General features: G+C 72.1%; 19 protein-coding genes. 15 read left to right on the top strand and 4 right to left on the bottom strand.

The genetic code is table 11. From position 1 onward, the window contains the following. The first annotated feature begins 346 nt into the window (after positions 1–346). A complete protein-coding gene (locus tag ACIQFU_RS29895; RefSeq protein WP_402555602.1) occupies positions 347–1,249 on the top strand; it encodes a hypothetical protein in 903 nt (300 codons plus the stop codon). Here the strand turns inward: ACIQFU_RS29895 and ACIQFU_RS29890 are convergent. Together ACIQFU_RS29890 and ACIQFU_RS29885 are read right to left on the bottom strand one after the other, a co-directional pair. Then, complete coding sequence (locus tag ACIQFU_RS29890; protein WP_402555600.1) at positions 1,173–2,510, bottom strand: D-arabinono-1,4-lactone oxidase; 1,338 nt, start codon at positions 2,508–2,510, stop codon at positions 1,173–1,175. The genes ACIQFU_RS29895 and ACIQFU_RS29890 overlap by 77 nt on opposite strands. After that, positions 2,452–3,708, bottom strand: a complete 1,257-nt coding sequence (locus ACIQFU_RS29885; RefSeq protein WP_402555598.1) for an MFS transporter — start codon at positions 3,706–3,708, stop codon at positions 2,452–2,454. The genes ACIQFU_RS29890 and ACIQFU_RS29885 overlap by 59 nt, the downstream gene beginning before the upstream one ends. A 175-nt stretch (positions 3,709–3,883) precedes the next feature. On the opposite strand from ACIQFU_RS29885, the gene ACIQFU_RS29880 reads away from it, so the two are divergent. Both ACIQFU_RS29880 and ACIQFU_RS29875 read left to right on the top strand, forming a co-directional pair. Continuing rightward, the gene (locus ACIQFU_RS29880; protein WP_402555596.1) at positions 3,884–5,011 is read left to right on the top strand and encodes a ferrochelatase; all 1,128 of its coding nucleotides are present in this window, start codon (positions 3,884–3,886) and stop codon (positions 5,009–5,011) included. An 8-nt stretch (positions 5,012–5,019) separates the two neighbouring features. Then, the gene (locus ACIQFU_RS29875; protein ID WP_402555594.1) at positions 5,020–5,838 is read left to right on the top strand and encodes an inositol monophosphatase family protein; all 819 of its coding nucleotides are present in this window, start codon (positions 5,020–5,022) and stop codon (positions 5,836–5,838) included. A 644-nt stretch (positions 5,839–6,482) separates the two neighbouring features. Here the strand turns inward: ACIQFU_RS29875 and ACIQFU_RS29870 are convergent. Then, positions 6,483–6,656, bottom strand: coding sequence for a hypothetical protein (locus ACIQFU_RS29870; protein WP_007387792.1), 174 nt, complete (start codon positions 6,654–6,656; stop codon positions 6,483–6,485). A 427-nt stretch (positions 6,657–7,083) separates the two neighbouring features. Here ACIQFU_RS29870 and ACIQFU_RS29865 point away from each other — a divergent pair, with 427 nt between their 5' ends. The 4 genes from ACIQFU_RS29865 (at position 7,084) to ACIQFU_RS29850 (ending at position 10,660) form a co-directional block, all read left to right on the top strand. Beyond that, on the top strand, positions 7,084–7,737 hold the full coding sequence (locus tag ACIQFU_RS29865) for a response regulator transcription factor (protein ID WP_007387794.1): 654 nt from the start codon (positions 7,084–7,086) through the stop codon (positions 7,735–7,737). A 6-nt stretch (positions 7,738–7,743) separates the two neighbouring features. Next, positions 7,744–8,988, top strand: coding sequence for a sensor histidine kinase (locus ACIQFU_RS29860; protein WP_402555592.1), 1,245 nt, complete (start codon positions 7,744–7,746; stop codon positions 8,986–8,988). Between the two features lie 405 nt (positions 8,989–9,393). Next, positions 9,394–9,690, top strand: a complete 297-nt coding sequence (locus ACIQFU_RS29855) for a DUF4193 domain-containing protein (RefSeq protein ID WP_003993510.1) — start codon at positions 9,394–9,396, stop codon at positions 9,688–9,690. A gap of 13 nt (positions 9,691–9,703) precedes the next feature. Beyond that, positions 9,704–10,660 (top strand): hypothetical protein, encoded by a 957-nt coding sequence (locus tag ACIQFU_RS29850; RefSeq protein WP_402555590.1) that lies wholly within the window; start codon positions 9,704–9,706, stop codon positions 10,658–10,660. Positions 10,661–10,703: 43 nt separating this feature from the next. Here the strand turns inward: ACIQFU_RS29850 and ACIQFU_RS29845 are convergent, their stop codons facing one another. Then, complete coding sequence (locus ACIQFU_RS29845) at positions 10,704–11,168, bottom strand: DUF3093 domain-containing protein (RefSeq protein WP_402555589.1); 465 nt, start codon at positions 11,166–11,168, stop codon at positions 10,704–10,706. Positions 11,169–11,225: 57 nt separating this feature from the next. Here ACIQFU_RS29845 and ACIQFU_RS29840 point away from each other — a divergent pair, with 57 nt between their 5' ends. The 8 genes from ACIQFU_RS29840 (at position 11,226) to ACIQFU_RS29805 (ending at position 18,719) form a co-directional block, all read left to right on the top strand. Beyond that, a complete protein-coding gene (locus ACIQFU_RS29840; protein ID WP_402555588.1) occupies positions 11,226–11,810 on the top strand; it encodes a PaaI family thioesterase in 585 nt (194 codons plus the stop codon). After that, the gene (gene dut, locus ACIQFU_RS29835) at positions 11,807–12,358 is read left to right on the top strand and encodes a dUTP diphosphatase (RefSeq protein WP_402555587.1); all 552 of its coding nucleotides are present in this window, start codon (positions 11,807–11,809) and stop codon (positions 12,356–12,358) included. The genes ACIQFU_RS29840 and dut overlap by 4 nt, the downstream gene beginning before the upstream one ends. A gap of 1 nt (position 12,359) precedes the next feature. After that, complete coding sequence (locus tag ACIQFU_RS29830) at positions 12,360–13,112, top strand: DUF3710 domain-containing protein (RefSeq protein ID WP_402555586.1); 753 nt, start codon at positions 12,360–12,362, stop codon at positions 13,110–13,112. Positions 13,113–13,284: 172 nt separating this feature from the next. Then, positions 13,285–13,977: an ABC transporter ATP-binding protein gene (locus ACIQFU_RS29825; RefSeq protein WP_402555585.1), complete on the top strand. Its 693-nt coding sequence runs from the start codon at positions 13,285–13,287 to the stop codon at positions 13,975–13,977. A 117-nt stretch (positions 13,978–14,094) separates the two neighbouring features. Next, positions 14,095–16,743, top strand: coding sequence for an ATP-binding protein (locus ACIQFU_RS29820; RefSeq protein ID WP_402555583.1), 2,649 nt, complete (start codon positions 14,095–14,097; stop codon positions 16,741–16,743). Next, a complete protein-coding gene (locus ACIQFU_RS29815; protein ID WP_402555581.1) occupies positions 16,740–17,423 on the top strand; it encodes a response regulator in 684 nt (227 codons plus the stop codon). Before ACIQFU_RS29820 ends, ACIQFU_RS29815 begins: the two co-directional genes overlap by 4 nt. 84 nt (positions 17,424–17,507) lie before the next feature. Then, on the top strand, positions 17,508–17,906 hold the full coding sequence (locus tag ACIQFU_RS29810) for an OB-fold nucleic acid binding domain-containing protein (protein ID WP_402555579.1): 399 nt from the start codon (positions 17,508–17,510) through the stop codon (positions 17,904–17,906). Between the two features lie 3 nt (positions 17,907–17,909). After that, positions 17,910–18,719, top strand: coding sequence for a DUF3159 domain-containing protein (locus ACIQFU_RS29805; protein ID WP_402555577.1), 810 nt, complete (start codon positions 17,910–17,912; stop codon positions 18,717–18,719). Positions 18,720–18,866 lie beyond the last annotated feature (147 nt).

The raw sequence follows: 18,866 nt of genomic DNA, 5'->3' as shown, positions 1-18,866 counted from the left end.
TGGATCGCCGTTATGGCACGGTTACCTATTCGCAACGCTAAGTGACCAACGCGGTCACCCTGTGCAACTAGCCCCCTCCCGGCGGTCCTTCGAGGTGCCGAGCCCCCTGTCGGGAGACCGGCTCCAGGGCTCGCAACAGTACTCCATTCGGACCACGTGCGTGGATTGGCACGCCGCCCAACTTCTCGCAAGAGGTGGCGTCCGGCCGTCCCCGGCGCGATTTCCGCGATCTTGGACGTGGCGTACTTCACGCAATCGCCAGAAACGGAACTAATGGTTTCGGTCGCACGTCCCTTTCTCGTGCAGTTGATCGCTCCCGTGCCGGAAAGGAAGGCAAGGTCCGAGGATGCGCGAAAGGTCCGATGGCCCAGAGCAGGCGGACGTGGGTTCGAAGGGGGAATCCAGGCGAATCGACCTGAGCGTGCCCCAGGTCGCGGGCAGCGCCCTGGCCGCGGTGGTGGCCGCCAAACTCGCCTCATCCTTCGGCGTCTACGGCACGATCGCGGGCGCCGGTCTGATCAGTGTCGTCGCCACCTGCGGGGGCTCGGTGCTCCAGCACTTCTTCAAGCGCACCGGGGAGCAGATCCGGGTGAAGCGCACCGTCGCCGCCGTGCGGATCGACGGGCGGACCGCGTCGGTTCCGGTCGGGGCGCCGGGGCCGGCTTCCGATCGGGCTCCGGCTTCGGCTTCGGGTGATTTCACCGACGGGACGGTCTACCGCGCGCGGACCAGGGGCTGGCGCCGCCCGGTGGTCGCGGCGGCGCTCGTCTTCGGCGTCACCATGGCCGGGATCACCGCGTACGAGGTCACCTCCGGCCAGAACCTGAGCGGCGGCCGCAGCACCACCGTGGGCAGCGCCTTCACCGGACACGGCAAGTCCGCGCCGGACTCGGGGGAGTCGGGCGGTTCCGGCGGCTCCGAGGACACGCAGAACGGCCGGGATCAGGGTGATTCCGGCGTCTCGGGCGACCCGGACCACTCGGGCGACTCGAAGGACTCCGGTTCCGGCGGGGACGCCCCCGCCTCCACCCCTTCCGGAAGCCCGGACGGCGGTGCCACGGAGAACGGCGGCACGCAGGGCGGTGACTCGGACAACAGCCCGGCGCCTACCCCGGACGCCACCGGCGACGAGGGCACCGGCGGCACCGGAACCCCCGAACCGGGTGCCTCGGCTACGGCCCCAGAACCCGGCGCAAGTAGTCGTTCAGGAACAGACGGTCCGGATCAAGACGGTCCCGCAGCGCCGTGAACTCGTCGAAGCGCGGATACACCCGGGAGAAGTACTCGGCGTCCCGGGTGTGCACCTTGCCCCAGTGCGGCCGGCCCTCGTGCGCCGTGAAGATGCGCTCGGCGGCGGTGAAGTACGCCTGGTAGGGCGTGCCCCGGAACATGTGGACGGCGATGTACGCGCTGTCGCGCCCCGAGGCGGTGGACAGCGTGATGTCGTCGGCCGGGGCCGTGCGCACCTCGACCGGGAAGCTGATCCGCAGCCGCGAACGGTCGACCATCGCCCTCAGTTCGCGCAGCGTCTCGGCGACGGCCTCGCGCGGAACGGCGTACTCCATCTCCACGAAGCGCACCCGGCGGGGCGATGTGAAGACCTTGTAGGGAGTGTCCGTGTACGTCCGCGCGGAGAGTGCCCTGCTGGAGATCCGGGCTATCGCCGGGATGGTGGCGGGTGCCGCGCGGCCGACCCAGTTGGCGGCCTGGAAGACGCCGTTGGAGAGGAACTCGTCGTCCAGCCAGCCCTGGAACCGCCCCACCGGCTGCTCCGGACCGGCGCTGCGGTTGTTGCGCTTGGTGTTGGTGCTGCCGGTGTGCGGGAACCAGTAGAACTCGAAGTGCTCGTTCTCCGACCACAGTTCGTCGAAGTCGGCCAGGACCCGGTCGAACGGCATCGGCTCCTCGCGGGCCGTGAGCAGGAAGATCGGTTCCACGGCGAAGGTGATCGCGGTGACGACGCCCAGCGCGCCGAGGCCGATCCGTGCGGCGGCGAACACCTCGGGGTTCTCGTCCTCGGAGCAGGTCAGTACCGATCCGTCCGCCGTGACCAGCTCCAGGGCCCGGATCTGGGCGGCGATCGAGGCGGAGTCGCGGCCCGTGCCGTGGGTGCCGGTGCTGGTGGCCCCCGAGACGGTCTGCTCCATGATGTCGCCCATGTTGGTCAGCGACAGGCCCTCACGCGCGAGCGCCATATTGAGCCTCTTGAGCGGCGTGCCGGCCTCGACCGTGACCGTCATGGCGTCGCGGTCGACGGCGCGGATGCCCGTCAACAGTTGAGGGCGGATCAACACACCGTCCGTCGCGGCTATCGACGTGAACGAGTGCCCGGTGCCGACCGCCTTGACCCGCAGCCCGTCCTCGGCCGCCCGGCGAACGGCGCCGGCCAGTTCGTCGACGGAGGCGGGAGCGACCTCCCGCGCGGGGCGCGAGGAGACGTTGCCGCCCCAGTTACGCCATGTGCCGTTCCGGCCGCTCGTCCTGCCGCTCGCCGTGCGTGTGCTGCTCAACGGTCCCTCCCCGACGCGAGTCCGGCCGCTTGAGCCGGCGGTACCCGAGGAAACCGACCGCGACCGCGACGGCCCCGGCCACCGCCGGAACCCCGTACCCGGCACGCGCCCCGGAGGCGTCGATCACCCAGCCGCCCGCGGAGGAGCCGAGGGCGACCCCGACCGCGAGTCCGGTACTCACCCAGGTCATGCCCTCGGTGAGCTGCGTGCGTGGCACGTGCTCTTCGATGAGGGACATCGTCGTGATCATCGTCGGAGCGATGGACAGACCCGCAACGAACAGTGCCGCGGCCAGAAACGGCAAGTTTCCGACCAGTAGGAGGGGGATCATACTCACGGCCATCGCACACACGCCCAGGAGCCAGCGGCGTTCCGGCGGCCCGGCGAAGCGCAGCAGCCCGAAAATCATGGCCGCCGTGCACGATCCCGCCGCGTAGAGGGCGAGGACGAGGCTGGCGGCGGCCTTGTGCCCCTGCTCCTCGGCGAACGCCACGGTGACCACGTCGACGGCCCCGAAGATCGTCCCGGTGGCGGCGAACGTGCCGACCAGGACCTGGAGGCCCCGGGAGCGCAGTGCGGTGCCGCCGCCCTTGTGCTCGCGCGGGTGCGGTTCGGGCTCCGTGGCGCGCTGCGAGGTCAGCCAGAAGACGCCCGTCGCCAGGAAGCAGGCGGCGAGCAGCGGCCCGGCCTCCGGGAACCAGGCCGTGGACAGGCCGATGGAGACGATCGGTCCGAAGATGAAGCAGATCTCGTCCACCACGGACTCGAAGGAGTACGCGGTGTGCAGCTGCGGCGTGCCCCGGTAGAGGGCCGCCCAGCGGGCCCGGACCATCGCGCCGGGGCTCGGCACGCAGCCGATGCCGACGCAGGCCACGAACAGGACCCAGTCCGGCCACCCGTAGTGCGCGGCCGGCAGCAGCACCGCCGCCGCGGTCAGTGACACCAGGGTCGCCGGGCGCAGCACCCGGCGCTGCCCGTACCGGTCCACCAGTCGGGAGACCTGGGGTCCCGCCACGGCCGCGGCGAGCGCGATGGTCGCCGACAGGGCGCCGGCCAGTCCGTACCGTCCCGTGAGCTGCGAGATCATCGTCACCACGCCGATGCCCATCATCGACAGCGGCATCCGGCCGAGGAAGCCCGCGGCGGAGAAGCCCTTGGTGCCGGGGGCGGCGAACAGGGCGCGGTAGGGACTGGCCAACGAGGTCTCCGGGAACGGCTCAGCGACGGCTTGGTGACCGCTGAGTAAGGTGCGAACGCAGTCGATACAGCTTACTCCTCGCCCTGCCCCGAAACACCCCCCTCGGACCTGGTGGAACGCACGGTCGGTACCCCACCGTTTCCCCGCTGTCAGTGCCGGGTGGCAGGATCGAGCCATGCCAGACGTGCTCGATGCCAGCCCCTACGACGCCCTGCTCCTGCTCTCGTTCGGCGGCCCGGAGGGCCCGGACGATGTGGTCCCGTTCCTGGAGAACGTGACCAGGGGGCGCGGCATCCCCAAGGAACGCCTCAAGGAAGTCGGACAGCACTACTTCCTCTTCGGCGGGGTCAGCCCCATCAACGACCAGAACCGCGCCCTGCTGGACGCCCTCCGCAAGGACTTCGCCGAGCACGGCCTGGACCTGCCGGTCCACTGGGGCAACCGCAACTGGGCGCCGTACCTGACGGACACCCTGCGCGAGATGGTCCGCGACGGCCGCCGCCGCATCCTGGTCCTGGCCACCAGCGCGTACGCCTCGTACTCGGGCTGCCGCCAGTACCGCGAGAACCTCGCGGACGCGCTGGCCGCCCTGGAGGCCGAGGAGCTGGAGCTGCCGAAGATCGACAAGCTCCGGCACTACTTCAACCACCCCGGCTTCGTCGAGCCCATGGCCGACGGGGTCGTCCGCTCCCTCGCCGAGCTGCCGGAGGAGGTCCGGGACGGCGCGCACATCGCGTTCTGCACCCACTCGATCCCCACCTCCGCGGCCGACACCTCCGGGCCGGTCGAGGAGCACGGCGACGGCGGGGCGTACGTGCGCCAGCACCTGGACGTGGCGCGCCTGATCGCCGACGCGGTGCGTGAGCGCACCGGCGTCGACCATCCCTGGCAGCTCGTGTACCAGTCGCGCTCGGGCGCGCCGCACATTCCGTGGCTGGAGCCCGACATCTGCGACCACCTGGAGGAGCGGCACGCGGCCGGCGTCCCCGCCGTGGTGATGGCCCCCATCGGGTTCGTCTCCGACCACATGGAGGTCCTGTACGACCTCGACACGGAGGCCACCGCCAAGGCCGATGAGCTGGGGCTGCCGGTGCGCCGCTCGGCCACCGTGGGCGCCGACCCGCGCTTCGCCGCGGCCGTCCGCGACCTCGTCCTGGAGCGGGCGGGGGACGAGCGCGGGCAGGAGGTCACGCCGTGCGCCCTCGGCACGCTCGGCGCGAGCCACAACCTGTGCCCGGTCGGCTGCTGTCCCGCCCGTGCCCCCCGGCCCGCCGCGGCCGGCGCCGACAGTCCCTACGCGTGAGGAGCCCCGTGACCGACGTGACGCCCGACCCGCTCCATGCCGACCTGCTGAAGATCGCCCGGGAGGCGGCCCACCGCGCGGGCGAGCTGCTGCGGGACGGCCGCCCGGCCGACCTCGCCGTCGCCGCCACCAAGTCCAGCCCGATCGACGTCGTCACCGAGATGGACATCGCGGCGGAGAAGCTGATCACCGGGCTGATCGCCGACCGCCGCCCCGACGACGGCTTCCTCGGCGAGGAGGGCTCCGCCACGGACGGCACCAGCGGCGTCCGCTGGGTCATCGACCCGCTGGACGGCACGGTGAACTACCTCTACGGGCTGCCCACCTGGTCGGTCTCCATCGCCGCCGAGCAGCACGGCGAGCGGGTGGCCGGCGTGGTCGTGGCCCCGATGCGGGGCGAGACGTACCACGCGCGACTGGGCGGCGGAGCCTGGGCGACAGGCGCCTGGGAGGGCGAACGCCGGCTCACCTGCCGGTCCGCCGCCCCGCTGGACCAGGCGCTGGTCTCCACCGGCTTCAACTACGTCGCCGACGTCCGCGCGGAGCAGGCCGAGATCGCGCGGCGGCTCATTCCGCTGGTCCGCGACATCAGGCGCGGCGGCTCGGCCGCGATCGACCTGTGCGACGTGGCCGCGGGACGCCTCGACGGCTACTACGAGCGCGGTCTGCACCCCTGGGACCTCGCGGCGGGCGACCTGATCGCCCGGGAGGCGGGCGCGGTGACCGGTGGACGCCCCGGCGAGCGTCCCACCAACACCCTGACCATCGCCGCCACCCCGGCCGTCTTCGAACCGCTCCAGCGGCTCCTGACGGAACTCGGCGCGTAGGCCTCCGACGGTCGCGCGGAGGGAGGGCGCCGGAGGCGCCGAGCCCGGGGCAGCCGGCGGGCGCGGGGTGGGTGTACGAGCAGCACGCGACGCCCGCGCGCGGGTCCGTACGGCGTGCGACCCGCCGGCCGCTGAGGGGCCGACGGGCCGCACGCCCGGCCGAGCCGGTGTCGGGCAGGCTCGGCCGGTCAGTTCCGCGGGCGCCCGCACGGCGTTTGCGGGTCGACGAGCCGGTCGGCGGCGTCCGTGCGGGGCCGTGTGCGTCCGGTCGGCCGCGCGGACGGGCGCGAGCGTCCGCTCCCGCTCCTCGCCCACCCGAGTCGGCGCCGTCTCCTCGCGAGAGTGGCCCGGCACGTGCGGGTCGCTCCCCGTGGGCACTCCGGGAGACCTGTCACCGTTCCGTCCGAGCCGTTCCCGGCTCCGTCCCAGCCGTGGGCCCGTCCGGCCGCCGCCGAATCAGGGCGGGCAGCCACTCTGCCGGCCCCGGCCAGCCGCCTGCCCGCCCGTCCACCCGCGCCGCACGGCCGCACCGTGCGCATCGCACCGCCCTCGCCGGCAGGTCACGCCGCGCGCCTCGCGACGGCGACGCACACGACGAGGCCCCGGCGCTGGATCTCGCCGGGGCCTCGTCCTGTGCGGGCCGATCAGGCGTTGGTCGCGCTGACCTCCACGCCGTGCTCGGCAGCGAGACGGCGCAGATCGTCGAGCTCGCCCAGCTCCACCTCGACAAGGAACTCGTCGCCCTCGTCGCGGGCCCGGGAGAGGTCGGACTCGGTCGTCTTTATGCGCTGCAGAAGTCCTGCGGTGAAAGCGTCCATGCTGCGCCCCCTCGTCCTGGGTCGTGGGTCGTTGGCACGGGGGTGTGCCGATCGGAAGGGACGATCACGTCTCCGGTGGAGTGCCCAGCGCTGCCCGGCCGGGCGGCGACGGTGCCGGACACCCACGCCCGCTCTGCGGAAGCGGACCGCGACGTACCGCGCGGTAACGCGGTACAGGCAGAGCGTGATCGCGGGGTGTAAAGCCGTCCTCCCCCAGCTCCCCTTCGTGGAAACCTCAACCGCGCGAGAAAATCTCGCATTCCCGCTCCCGCAGTCTTTCCGTACCCTCCTTCGTCACCGGCCCCTCACCCGCCTTACAGCCGACTTATGGCCGAAAAGGGCAGGATGGAGGCAACACACCCACCAACCCCCTGCCCTCGTGCGTCCGAGAAGCGCTACGCGGGTGGACACAGGAAGGACAAGCGACGTGCGCGTACTCGTCGTCGAGGACGAGCAACTGCTCGCCGATGCGGTGGCCACCGGACTGCGCCGGGAGGCCATGGCCGTCGACGTCGTGTACGACGGCGCGGCCGCCCTCGAGCGCATCGGCGTCAACGACTACGACGTGGTCGTCCTCGACCGCGACCTCCCCCTGGTGCACGGCGACGACGTGTGCCGCAGGATCGTCGAGCTGGGCATGCCCACGCGCGTGCTCATGCTCACGGCCTCGGGCGACGTCAGCGACCGGGTCGAAGGCCTGGAGATCGGCGCCGACGACTACCTGCCCAAGCCCTTCGCGTTCAGCGAGCTGATCGCCCGCGTGCGCGCCCTGGGCCGGCGCACCAGCGTGCCGCTGCCGCCCGTCCTGGAGCGCGCCGGGATCAAGCTCGACCCGAACCGCCGCGAGGTCTTTCGCGACGGCAAGGAGGTGCAGCTCGCTCCGAAGGAGTTCGCCGTGCTCGAGGTCCTCATGCGCAGCGAGGGCGCCGTGGTCTCCGCCGAACAGCTCCTCGAGAAGGCCTGGGACGAGAACACCGACCCGTTCACCAACGTCGTGCGCGTGACCGTCATGACCCTGCGCCGCAAGCTGGGCGAGCCGCCCGTCATCGTCACCGTCCCCGGCTCCGGCTACCGGATCTGACCGGCCGTGGCGACGACACCCGCGCCCCCCGGGGCGCCCCCCAAGCCCACCTGGGACCCGCGCTCGGTCACGCCCCTGCCGTGGCTGCGGCCCACCATCCGGATAAGGCTCACGCTGCTGTACGGCGGCATGTTCCTGATCGCCGGCATCCTGCTGCTGTCGATCATCTACCTGCTCGCCGCCCAGGCGGTGCGCACCGGCAACGAACCGCTGTACAAGATCGTCGACTTCACCGACCTCAAGGTCTCCAGCAGCACCTGCCCGGTGGTCGACAACGGCGGCCTGTCGCTGGCCGACTTCAACGCGGCGATCAGCGACTGCATCGACCACCAGCGCAAGGTGGCCCTGGACAACCTGCTCAGCCGCTCCCTGCTGGCGCTGCTCGGCCTCGCCGTGATCGCCTTCGCCTTCGGCTACGCCATGGCCGGCCGCGTCCTGTCCCCGCTGGGCCGGATCACCCGCACCGCGCGCGCGGTCGCGGGCTCCGACCTCTCCCGGCGGATCGAGCTGGACGGCCCGGACGACGAGCTGAAGGAGCTGGCCGACACCTTCGACGACATGCTGGAGCGGCTGCAGCGGGCCTTCACCGCCCAGCAGCGCTTCGTCGGCAACGCCTCCCACGAGCTGCGCACGCCGCTGGCGATCAACCGCACCCTCCTGGAGGTGCACCTGTCCGACCCCGGTGCCCCGGTGGAGCTCCAGCAGCTCGGCAGGACCCTGCTGGCGACCAACGAACGCAGTGAGCAGCTGGTCGAGGGCCTGCTGCTGCTGGCCCGCAGCGACAACCAGATCGTCGAGCGCAAACCGGTGGACCTCGCCGAGGTGGCCGGCCAGGCCATCGACCAGGTGCACGCCGAGGCCGAGACCAAGGGCGTGGAGCTCCGCGGCACCCGGGAGGCCGCGGTGGTCCAGGGCAACGGCGTCCTCCTGGAGCGGATCGCCCTGAACCTGGTCCAGAACGCCGTGCGCTACAACGTGGCAGAACAGGGCTGGGTGGAGGTCACCACGGCCGTGGAGGGCGGCCAGGCGGTCCTGGTGGTCACCAACACGGGCCCGGTCGTACCGGCGTACGAGGTGGACAACCTCTTCGAGCCGTTCCGGCGGCTGCGCACCGAGCGGACGGGCAGCGACAAGGGCGTCGGGCTCGGGTTGTCCATCGCGCGGTCCGTGGCCCGGGCGCACGGCGGGCACATCTACGCCCAGCCGCGCGAGGGCGGAGGGCTCGTGATGCGCGTGACGCTGCCCGTCTGAGATCATGACCCCGACATCGCACCGAGACCCGAGGATGTTCGCTTTGAGCGGAATTTCCAGGCCACTGACCCAGGAGTCGCGTGTGTGATCGATCACAACGAAGGCTTTCCCGCCCTCTACTCTCCGTGATCATGCACCCTGTCGGAAAGCCGGGAAAATCCCGGTTTTCAGGGGTCCAGATCACGGGAAGTACACGGTGAGACGCCTTTGAAGTGCGGCATTCGGACCGTGTACGGTCCCCATCGCCATCCAAGCCGATCACTCATGAGGGGTCCGGTTGGGTGTCGATTGAGTAACAGACCTTGATGTGAGGCAAAATCTCCGCCTCGGGTCGGGCACAAGTCCGGCCTCTCACGCGTTACGTGCGCTGAAGACACCGCAGACACCCAGAGGGGGAGAGCGACCATGGCAACCGATTACGACACTCCACGCAAGACCGACGACGACGTCGACTCGGACAGCCTCGAAGAGCTGAAGGCGAGGCGGAACGACAAGTCCGCCTCGGCCGTCGACGTCGACGAGTTCGAGGCCGCGGAAGGCCTCGAACTTCCCGGCGCCGACCTCTCGAACGAGGAACTGGCCGTCCGTGTACTGCCGAAGCAGCAGGACGAGTTCACCTGCATGAGCTGCTTCCTGGTGCACCACCGCAGCCAGCTGGCCCGGGAGAAGAACGGCCAGCCGATCTGCCGCGACTGCGACTGAGGCGGGGTCGGCCGTGACCACCGGCTCGACCCCTCCCTGGAAGCGCCGCTTCTCCCGACGAGGAGCGGACGAAGGACCGCCCGACGGTCCGCACAGCGCGCGTGACGACGAGCGGGGCCCGACCGACAAGGGGAAGGCCCCGCTCGAACCAGTGGCCGGCCGGACTGACCTCCCGGCGGCCGCGTGGCCCCCGGCACCCCCTGCCCGGCGCCGGGCAGCGGCGTTCCGGGAGAAGGCCGGACAGGGCGTCCGCAACGGCGGAGCCCGCGCCAGGGCCGCTCTGGCGCACCTCGCCGACCGGATCATCGACCTGGCACCGCGCGTGCCCGTACGGGACCTGGCCACACTGCGCGGACAGTTCCCCGGCCTCGGTCCCGAGGAGCTCGCCGACCGGCTCGTGGCCGGCGCCGCCAAGGGCACGGCGACCGTGGGAGCGGGCGTCGGAGCGGCGGCGATGCTGCCCGTACCGCCCGCGATGCCCACGGAACTGGCCGCCGAGATCACCGGCGTCGCCGCGATCGAGCTCAAGCTGATCGCCGAACTCCACGAGGTCTACGGCGTACGCCCGCCCGGCGGCCTCGCCCAGCGCAGCACCGCCTACCTGAACTCGTGGTCCGACGAACGCGGAGTCGACGTGTCCAAGCCGTCGACCCTCGGCCCGGCGATGAACAGCCACATGAAGCGCCAGCTGCGCCAGCAGATCATGAAGCGCATGGTGCGCGACCTGCCGAACCTGATGCCCTTCATGGTGGGCGCGGCCGTGGGCGCCGTCATGAACCGCCGCGACACCAGAAAGCTGGCCGCGAGAATCCGCACCGACCTGCGGAGGCACCAGGTCGCCTGGAGCGCCCTGGACGACCTCCCGGCACTGGAGCGGCCGCAGGACGCCCTGGACATGGGCGAGATCACCAAGGGCATCGGACGCGGTCCCGCCGTACGCGGGGAAAACTTCGGCAAAGACGACAGGTGACGCGCACGCGCGACCCGGGGGCGCCCCGAGCAGGGGGTGCGGGCTACGCTGCGGCCGTCTTCGCCGCCGCCAGGGCCTCGATCAGCCGTTCCGGCTCACGCGTCGACAGGTACAGGTACGGAGTCGGGTCCTCCGGGTCCGTGACCAGCACACGCACGGCCCGCGGGATGTAGGCGCGCAGCAGCATGAACGCCCGGGCGTCGGCCTTGTACGTGCGCCAGGCGCGGGTCTCCTCCGGATCCAGGATCTCCGCCTCGCCCAGCGCCGAGACCGGCACCCTTGCCTCGCCCGCGATCAGCGAGTCGCCCACGATCCGGATGCGCACCGCGCCGTACGAACTGGCCGCCACCGCCGCGACGGCCGTGCCGCCCGCCAGGCCGCCCAGCATCGGCAGCGTGCCGAAGGGCAGCAGGATCAGCGCGAATGCCAGCCCCACCAGGAAGGAGACCAGCCACCAGGACCGGGGCGCGGTGAGGCGTTCTTCGTACGGGGCCGAGGAGAGCTGCATGAACCAAGCTTGGCACGGGATCGGTGTTCGGCCGACGCACGGGTAAGGTCTGCGCCTGTGAGTGGTACTTCCCCAGGTCTTCAGCCCCCCGCCGACGCCGTGAAACCCGTACGGCACCCCGACGCGCCCGCCCCCGGCGAGCTGCTCGGCGCCCACTACGGCCAGTGCTTCGGCTGCGGCGGCGACCAGCCCCACGGACTGCACCTCCAGGCGCGGGCGGGTGAAGGAGTGTCCATCACCGCCGAGTTCGTCGTCCGCCCCGCCCACCAGGGCGCCCCGGGCCTGGCCCACGGCGGCGTGCTGGCCACCGCCCTGGACGAGACGCTGGGCTCGCTGAACTGGCTGCTGCGCACGATCGCGGTGACCGGACGGCTCGAGACCGACTTCCGGCGGCCGGTGCCCGTCGACACCACGCTGTACCTCGAGGCCGAGGTGACCGCGGTGGCCGGCCGGAAGATCTACTCCACCGCCACCGGCCGGATCGGCGGGCCCGACGGCCCCGTGGCCGTCCGCGCCGACGCCCTCTTCGTCGAGGTCAAGGTCGAGCACTTCGTCCAGAACGGCCGCCAGGAGGAGATCCGCGCCGCCATGGACGACCCCGACCAGCTCCGCCGCGCCCGCGCCTTCGAGGTGAACCCGTGAGCCGTGTCGACCTCGAGGTGCTGATCCGCCGCGTCGACCCCGACGTGCCGCTCCCGGAGTACGCGCAGCCCGGTGACGCGGGCGCCGACCTGCGCACCACCGTCGGCTGCGAGCTGGCGCCCGGCGAACGCGCCGTTCTGCCCACGGGCGTGTCTGTGGCGCTCCCCGAGGGGTACGCGGGTTTCGTGCACCCACGTTCCGGACTTGCCGCCCGTTGCGGTGTCGCCCTCGTGAATGCCCCGGGGACGATTGATGCCGGGTACCGTGGGGAGATCAAGGTGATCGTGGTGAATCTCGACCCGCGCGAGAGCGTGCGGTTCGAGCGCTTCGACCGGATTGCCCAACTGGTCGTCCAGCAGGTCGAGAGGGTCCGCTTCCGTCAGGTCGCGGAACTTCCCGACTCGGCGCGGGCCGAGGGGGGCTTCGGGTCCACCGGCGGCCACGCCGGGTTGGACCGTGCAAGCGGCACAAGCGGTCAGGTCGCCGAGGGCGGCCCGACGGGTGGGAATCGATACGCTTCGGTCGTATCCGACCGGGAAGGACAGTGACGTGTTCGGACGTCGCAAGAAGAGTGATGCCGCCGAGGACGCGGCCGGCGAGACCGAGCAGGTCGTCGACAGCGTCGACACCGAGGCGGACGAAGAGCGTGAACGCGTGCGGCTCGAGCCCGAGCCGCGCCCCGACGGGCCCTGGGACAGCACCGAGGTCCGCGACCCGGGCGAGGGCAGGGTCGACCTGGGCGGCCTGTTCATCCCCGGGGTGGACGGCATGGAACTGCGGGTGGAGGTCGCGGGTGACGCGATCGTCGCCGCGACCGTCGTACTGCGCGACAGCGCCATCCAGCTCCAGGGCTTCGCCGCTCCCAAGCGCGAGGGCATCTGGGGCGAGGTGCGCGAGGAGATCGGCTCCGGCATCACCCAGCAGGGCGGGATCATCGACGAGGTCGAGGGCCCCCTGGGCTGGGAGCTGCGGGCCCAGGTCCCGGTGCAGCTGCCGGACGGCACCGGAGGCTTCCAGGTCGTGCGGTTCGTCGGTGTGGACGGGCCCCGCTGGTTCCTGCGCGGGGTGATCTCGGGCCAGGGCGCCGTGCAGCCGCAGGCCGCCGGTCTGCTGGAGCAGATCTTCCGGGACACGGTCGTCGTCCGCGGCGAGGGCCCGATGGCCCCCCGCGACCCGATCGTCCTCAAGCTGCCGAACGACGCCCAGATGGTTCCCGAGGGTGTCCAGCAGGAGGAGGGCTCCCGCTTCGCCGGCGGCATGGGTCAGCTCCAGCGCGGACCGGAGATCACCGAGGTCCGCTAGGCGGGGACCCGGTACGGCCTTCCGCCGTACGCACGCCGCGAGGGCCGCACCCCGCCGGGGGATGCGACCCTCGCGGCGTGCGCATCCCCGGTGATCCCGGCCGGACCGTTGCCCCGTCCGCGCCCGTTGGTGATACTGGCGCCCGGTTCACGGCGACGGGGGAGGGCGCGACATGAGCCAGGTGGTCACCCAGACCATGGTGCGCGTCGAGGACGTACGGAAGTCGTACGGCCGCGACGGCGCCGCCGTGCACGCCCTGCGCGGAGTCTCCTTCGACGTGCCCCGCGGTGAGCTGGTCGCCCTCAAGGGGCGGTCGGGCTCCGGGAAGACCACGCTGCTCAACATCGTCGGCGGCCTCGACACCCCGGACGCCGGGCGGGTCGAGGTCGACGGCCGCGACCTCGCGGCGCTGGACGAGGACGGACTGCTCGCCCTGCGCCGGGACCGGGTCGGCTTCGTCTTCCAGTCCTTCGGTCTCATCCCGATCCTCACCGCCGCCGAGAACGTCGGCGTACCGATGCGCCTGCGCCGGGCCGCGCCCCGTGAACGCGAGGAGCGAGTCGAGCTGCTGCTCGCCCTCGTGGGTCTCGCCGGCCACGCCGCCCAGCGCCCCGGAGAGCTGTCCGGCGGACAGCAGCAGCGGGTCGCCGTCGCCCGCGCCCTCGCCAACAACCCGGCGCTGCTGATCGCCGACGAGCCCACCGGCCAGCTGGACGCGGAGACCGGGCACTCGGTGATGGAGCTGCTGCGGGCCGTCGTACGCAGTGAACAGGTCACCGCCCTGGTCGCCACGCACGACGCCACCCTGCTCGGCCTCGCCGACCGGGTGCTGGAGCTGAGGGACGGGGAGATCGTCGAGGAGTGACGCCCGCGTCGGAGTCGCGCCGAGGACGCCGCATCCGCACCCCGCCCCATTTGCCCGCGAATGCGGATCGTAGGGTCGACGCTGCTCCATCAGCGGTGACCAGAAGACAATGAGGCCATGGGACGCGGCAAGCTACGGATCTACCTCGGCGCGGCGCCGGGCGTCGGCAAGACGTACGCCATGCTGTCCGAGGCCCACCGCCGGGTCGAACGGGGCACCGACTGCGTCGTGGCCTTCGTCGAGCCCCACGGCCGCCCGCGCACCGAGGCGTTGCTGCGCGGCCTGGAACAGGTGCCGCGCCGGGAGGTCGAGCACCGGGGCGCCACCTTCACCGAGCTGGACCCGGAGGCGGTCCTGGCCCGCGCCCCCCGGGTGGCGCTGGTGGACGAACTGGCCCACGCCAACGTCCCCGGCGTGCGCAACGCCAAGCGCTGGCAGGACGTCGAGGAACTCCTCGCCGCCGGGATCGACGTCGTCTCGACCGTCAACATCCAGCACCTGGAGTCGCTCGGCGACGTCGTGGAGTCGATCACCGGCGTACGGCAGCGGGAGACCGTGCCGGACGAGGTGGTGCGGCGCGCGGACCAGATCGAACTGGTCGACATGTCGCCCCAGGCGCTGCGCCGGCGCATGGCTCACGGCAACATCTACCAGCCGGACAGGGTCGACGCGGCCCTGTCCAACTACTTCCGTCCCGGCAACCTCACCGCCCTGCGCGAACTGGCGCTGCTGTGGGTGGCGGACCGGGCCGACGAATACCTCCAGCAGTACCGCAGCGAGCACCGGGTCTCGAAGATCTGGGGCTCGCGCGAACGCATCGTGGTCGGCCTGACCGGCGGTCCCGAGGGCCGGACGCTGATCCGGCGGGCCGCGCGTCTGGCCGAGAAGGGCGCGGGCGGCGAGGTGCTGGCCGTCTACATAGCCCGCAGCGACGGGCTGACCTCGGCCTCCCCGAAGGAGCTGGCGGTGCAGCGCACCCTGGTGGAGGATCTCGGCGGCACCTTCCACCACGTCCTCGGCGAGGACATACCGGCGGCCCTGCTCGACTTCGCCCGCGGTGTCAACGCCACCCAGATCGTCCTCGGCTCCTCGCGCCGCAAGGCCTGGCAGTACGTCTTCGGACCCGGCGTCGGCGCCACCGTCGCCCGCGAGTCCGGTCCCGACCTGGACGTCCACATCGTCACCCACGAGGAGGTCGCCAAGGGGCGCGGGCTGCCGGTGGCCAGGGGGGCGCGGCTCGGCCGTTCCCGGATCGTCTGGGGCTGGCTCGCGGGCCTGGGCGGGCCGGTGCTGCTGACGCTGCTGCTCAGCGCCGTCCACCTCGGGCTCGCCAACGACGTCCTGCTCTACCTGGCGCTGACGGTGGCGGCCGCCCTGCTCGGCGGGCTGTACCCGGCGCTGGCCTCGGCCGCGGTCGGGTCGCTGCTGCTCAACTGGTTCTTCACGCCGCCCGTCAACCGCATCACGATCGCGGACCCGAGGAACATGCTTGCGCTCGCCATATTCGTGGGCGTCGCGCTCTCCGTGACCTCCGTGGTCGACGTGGCGGCCCGCCGCACCCACCAGGCCGCCAGGCTGCGCGCCGAGTCCGAGATCCTCTCCTTCCTGGCCGGTGACGTGCTGCGCGGGGAGACCAGCCTGGAGACGCTGCTGGAGCGGGTGCGCGAGACCTTCGGCATGGAGTCGGCCGCCCTCCTGGAGCGGGAGGGCGACGTGGCGCCCTGGACCTGCGCCGGGCGCGCCGGGTCCGGACCGCCGGTCGACCGGCCGGAGGACGCGGACGTGGACATGCCCGTCGGCGACCACATGGCCCTCGCGCTGACCGGACGCGTCCTGCCCGCCGAGGACCGCCGGGTCCTCGCCGCCTTCGCCGCCCAGGCCGCCGTCGTCCTGGACCGGCGCCGCCTGCGCGAGGAGGCCGACCGGGCCCGCGCGCTGGCCGAGGGCAACCGCATCCGCACCGCGCTGCTGGCCGCCGTCAGCCACGACCTGCGCACCCCGCTGGCCGGCATCAAGGCCGCGGTGACCGGCCTCAGGTCCGACGACGTGGCCTGGTCGGAGGAGGACCGGGCAGCGCTGCTCGAAGGCATCGAGGAGGGTGCCGACCGCCTCGACCACCTCGTGGGCAACCTGCTCGACATGTCCCGCCTCCAGACCGGCACTGTCACCCCCCTGATCCGCGAGATCGACGTGGACGAGGTGGCGCCGATGGCGCTCGGCGGGGTGCCCGAGGAGAGCGCGGAACTGGACATTCCGGAGACGCTGCCCATGGTCGCCGTGGACGCCGGGCTCCTGGAGCGGGCGCTGGCCAACCTGGTGGAGAACGCCGTCAAGTACAGCCCGGACGACCGGACCGTCCTGGTCGCCGCCAGCGCCCTCGCGGACCGCGTGGAGGTGCGTGTCGTCGACCGGGGGCCGGGCGTCCCGGACGAGGCCAAGGAGCGCATCTTCGAGCCCTTCCAGCGCCACGGCGACGCCCCGCGCGGGGCCGGGGTGGGACTCGGCCTGGCCGTGGCCCGGGGCTTCGCCGAGGCGATGGGCGGCACGCTGAACGCGGAGGACACCCCCGGCGGCGGCCTCACCATGGTCCTGACCCTGCGCGCGGTGGCTTCCCCCGGTTCCTCATGCGCCTCCAGCTCCTCCGTTTCCTCGGCTTCCTCGGCTTCCTCCGCTTCCTCCGCTTCCTCCGCGACGACCCCCCGCCTTGCGACCGCGGAAGGCGCGACCCCGCAGAGCGCGACCGCAGAAAGGCAGGCCGCCGGATGACCCGCGTCCTCGTGATCGACGACGAACCGCAGATCGTGCGGGCCCTCGTGATCAACCTCAAGGCGCGCCACTACGAGGTCGACGCCGCCCACGACGGTGCCACCGCCCTCCGGCTCGCCGCCGCCCGCCACCCCGACGTGGTGGTGCTGGACCTGGGCCTGCCCGACATGGACGGTGTCGAGGTGATCAAGGAGCTGCGCGGCTGGACGCGGGTGCCGATCCTGGTGCTGTCCGCCCGGCACTCCTCCGACGAGAAGGTCGAGGCGCTGGACGCGGGCGCCGACGACTACGTCACCAAGCCCTTCGGCATGGACGAACTGCTGGCCCGGCTGCGGGCCGCCGTCCGTCGGTCCGAGCCCGTCCCGGGCGGCGAGGACGAGGTGGTCGTGGACACCGCGGGGTTCACCGTCGACCTGGCCGCGAAGAAGGTCCACCGGGACGGCAGGGACGTACGCCTGACGCCCACCGAGTGGCACCTGCTGGAGGTGCTGGTGCGCAACACGGGGCGCCTGGTGGGCCAGCGGCAGCTGCTGCAGGAGGTGTGGGGGCCGTCGTACGGGACGGAGACGAACTACCTGCGGGTCTACATGGCACAGCTGCGCCGCAAGCTGGAGGCGGACCCCGCGCACCCGCGGCACTTCATCACCGAGCCGGGCATGGGGTACCGCTTCGAGAAGTGAGCGGAGAGTGAGCGGAAAGTGAGCCTCGCCATCCCGTCCCGAGAGGAGTGCATGGCTGTCGGCGGGCCCCGGTACGCTTCAGATATGAGTGCTGCTCCGCGTTCCGACAAGCCGGTGGGCCGGTTCCGGCGCATGTTCGACCGGCTCTCCTCGTCGCAGGAGGACCTGGAGTCGGAGGAACTGCGCGAGGACGCCGACACCACCGGCTGCACGCGCATCGGAGACTGCCAGGACCGACAGGTCGTGTCGGTAACTGGTACCTTGCGCACGGTCACCCTGCGACCGCGTGCGGGCGTCCCGGCCCTGGAGGCCGAGTTGTTCGACGGCACCGCCGCCCTGGACGTGGTGTGGCTGGGCAGACGCTCCATCGTGGGCATAGAGCCGGGGCGCAAGCTCATCGCATCGGGCCGGATCTCCATGAGCCACGGCCGCCGGGTGCTCTTCAACCCGAAATACGAACTGAGACCCCTCGGACGGGAGTAGCCGGTGACGTCGCTCGACAAGCCGACCGAAGAGACGACAGAGGCCGACGACGCCCGGGCGGTGACGGAGGCCGCGCTGTTCGAGGCGTTCGGCGGCGTGCGGGGCATGATCGAGACGGTGCTGCCGGGCCTGCTCTTCGTCACCATCTTCACGCTCAACAACGACCTGCACATGTCGGCGATCGCGGCCCTGGCCGTGTCGGTCGTGCTGGTCGTGGTCCGGCTGGCGATGAAGGACACCGTCAAGCACGCGTTCAGCGGTGTCTTCGGCGTCGCCTTCGGCGTGGTCTTCGCGATGATGACCGACAACGCCAAGAACTTCTACCTGCCGGGCATGCTCTACACCCTGGGCCTGGCACTGGCGTACATCGTCACCTCGCTGGCGGGGGTGCCGCTGATCGGTCTGATCCTCGGTCCGGTCTTCAAGGAGAACCTCTCCTGGCGCACCCGCAACCCTGGCCGCAAGAAGGCGTACACCAAGGCCAGCTACGCGTGGGGCCTGATCCTGCTCGGCAAGAGCGCGATCCTCTTCCCGCTGTACTGGTGGGCGAACACCGAGCAGCTCGGCTGGGTCCTGGTCACCCTGAAGATCCCGCCCTTCCTGCTCGCCGTCTGGCTGACCTGGGTCTTCCTGGCCAAGGCACCGGCCCCCATCGACGTGTTCGCGGAGATGGAGGCGGCGGAAGAGGCCGAGAAGGCGGAGAAGGCCGAGCGGGAACGCCGCCTGCAGGAGACCGACGGCATTCCGCCCGCGCCGTCCGAGGCCGACGGGGAGGCCGCCGACCTGCGCGGCGGCAGACACCGCAAGGCCTGACGCGCCCGACGACGCGATACGGCGGTGGGGGGGGGCGCCGGGCCCCCCGGGCCCCCCCCCCCCCCGGGGGGGGGCGCCCCCCCCCGCCCCCCCCCGGCCCCCCCCCGGGCCCCCCCCGCCCGCGCCCCCCCCCCTGCAGGCGCGCCC

Source organism: Streptomyces sp. NPDC093065, from assembly GCF_044754585.1.
GTDB lineage: Bacteria > Actinomycetota > Actinomycetes > Streptomycetales > Streptomycetaceae > Streptomyces.
This window is presented reverse-complemented; position numbering and strand designations above follow the sequence as displayed.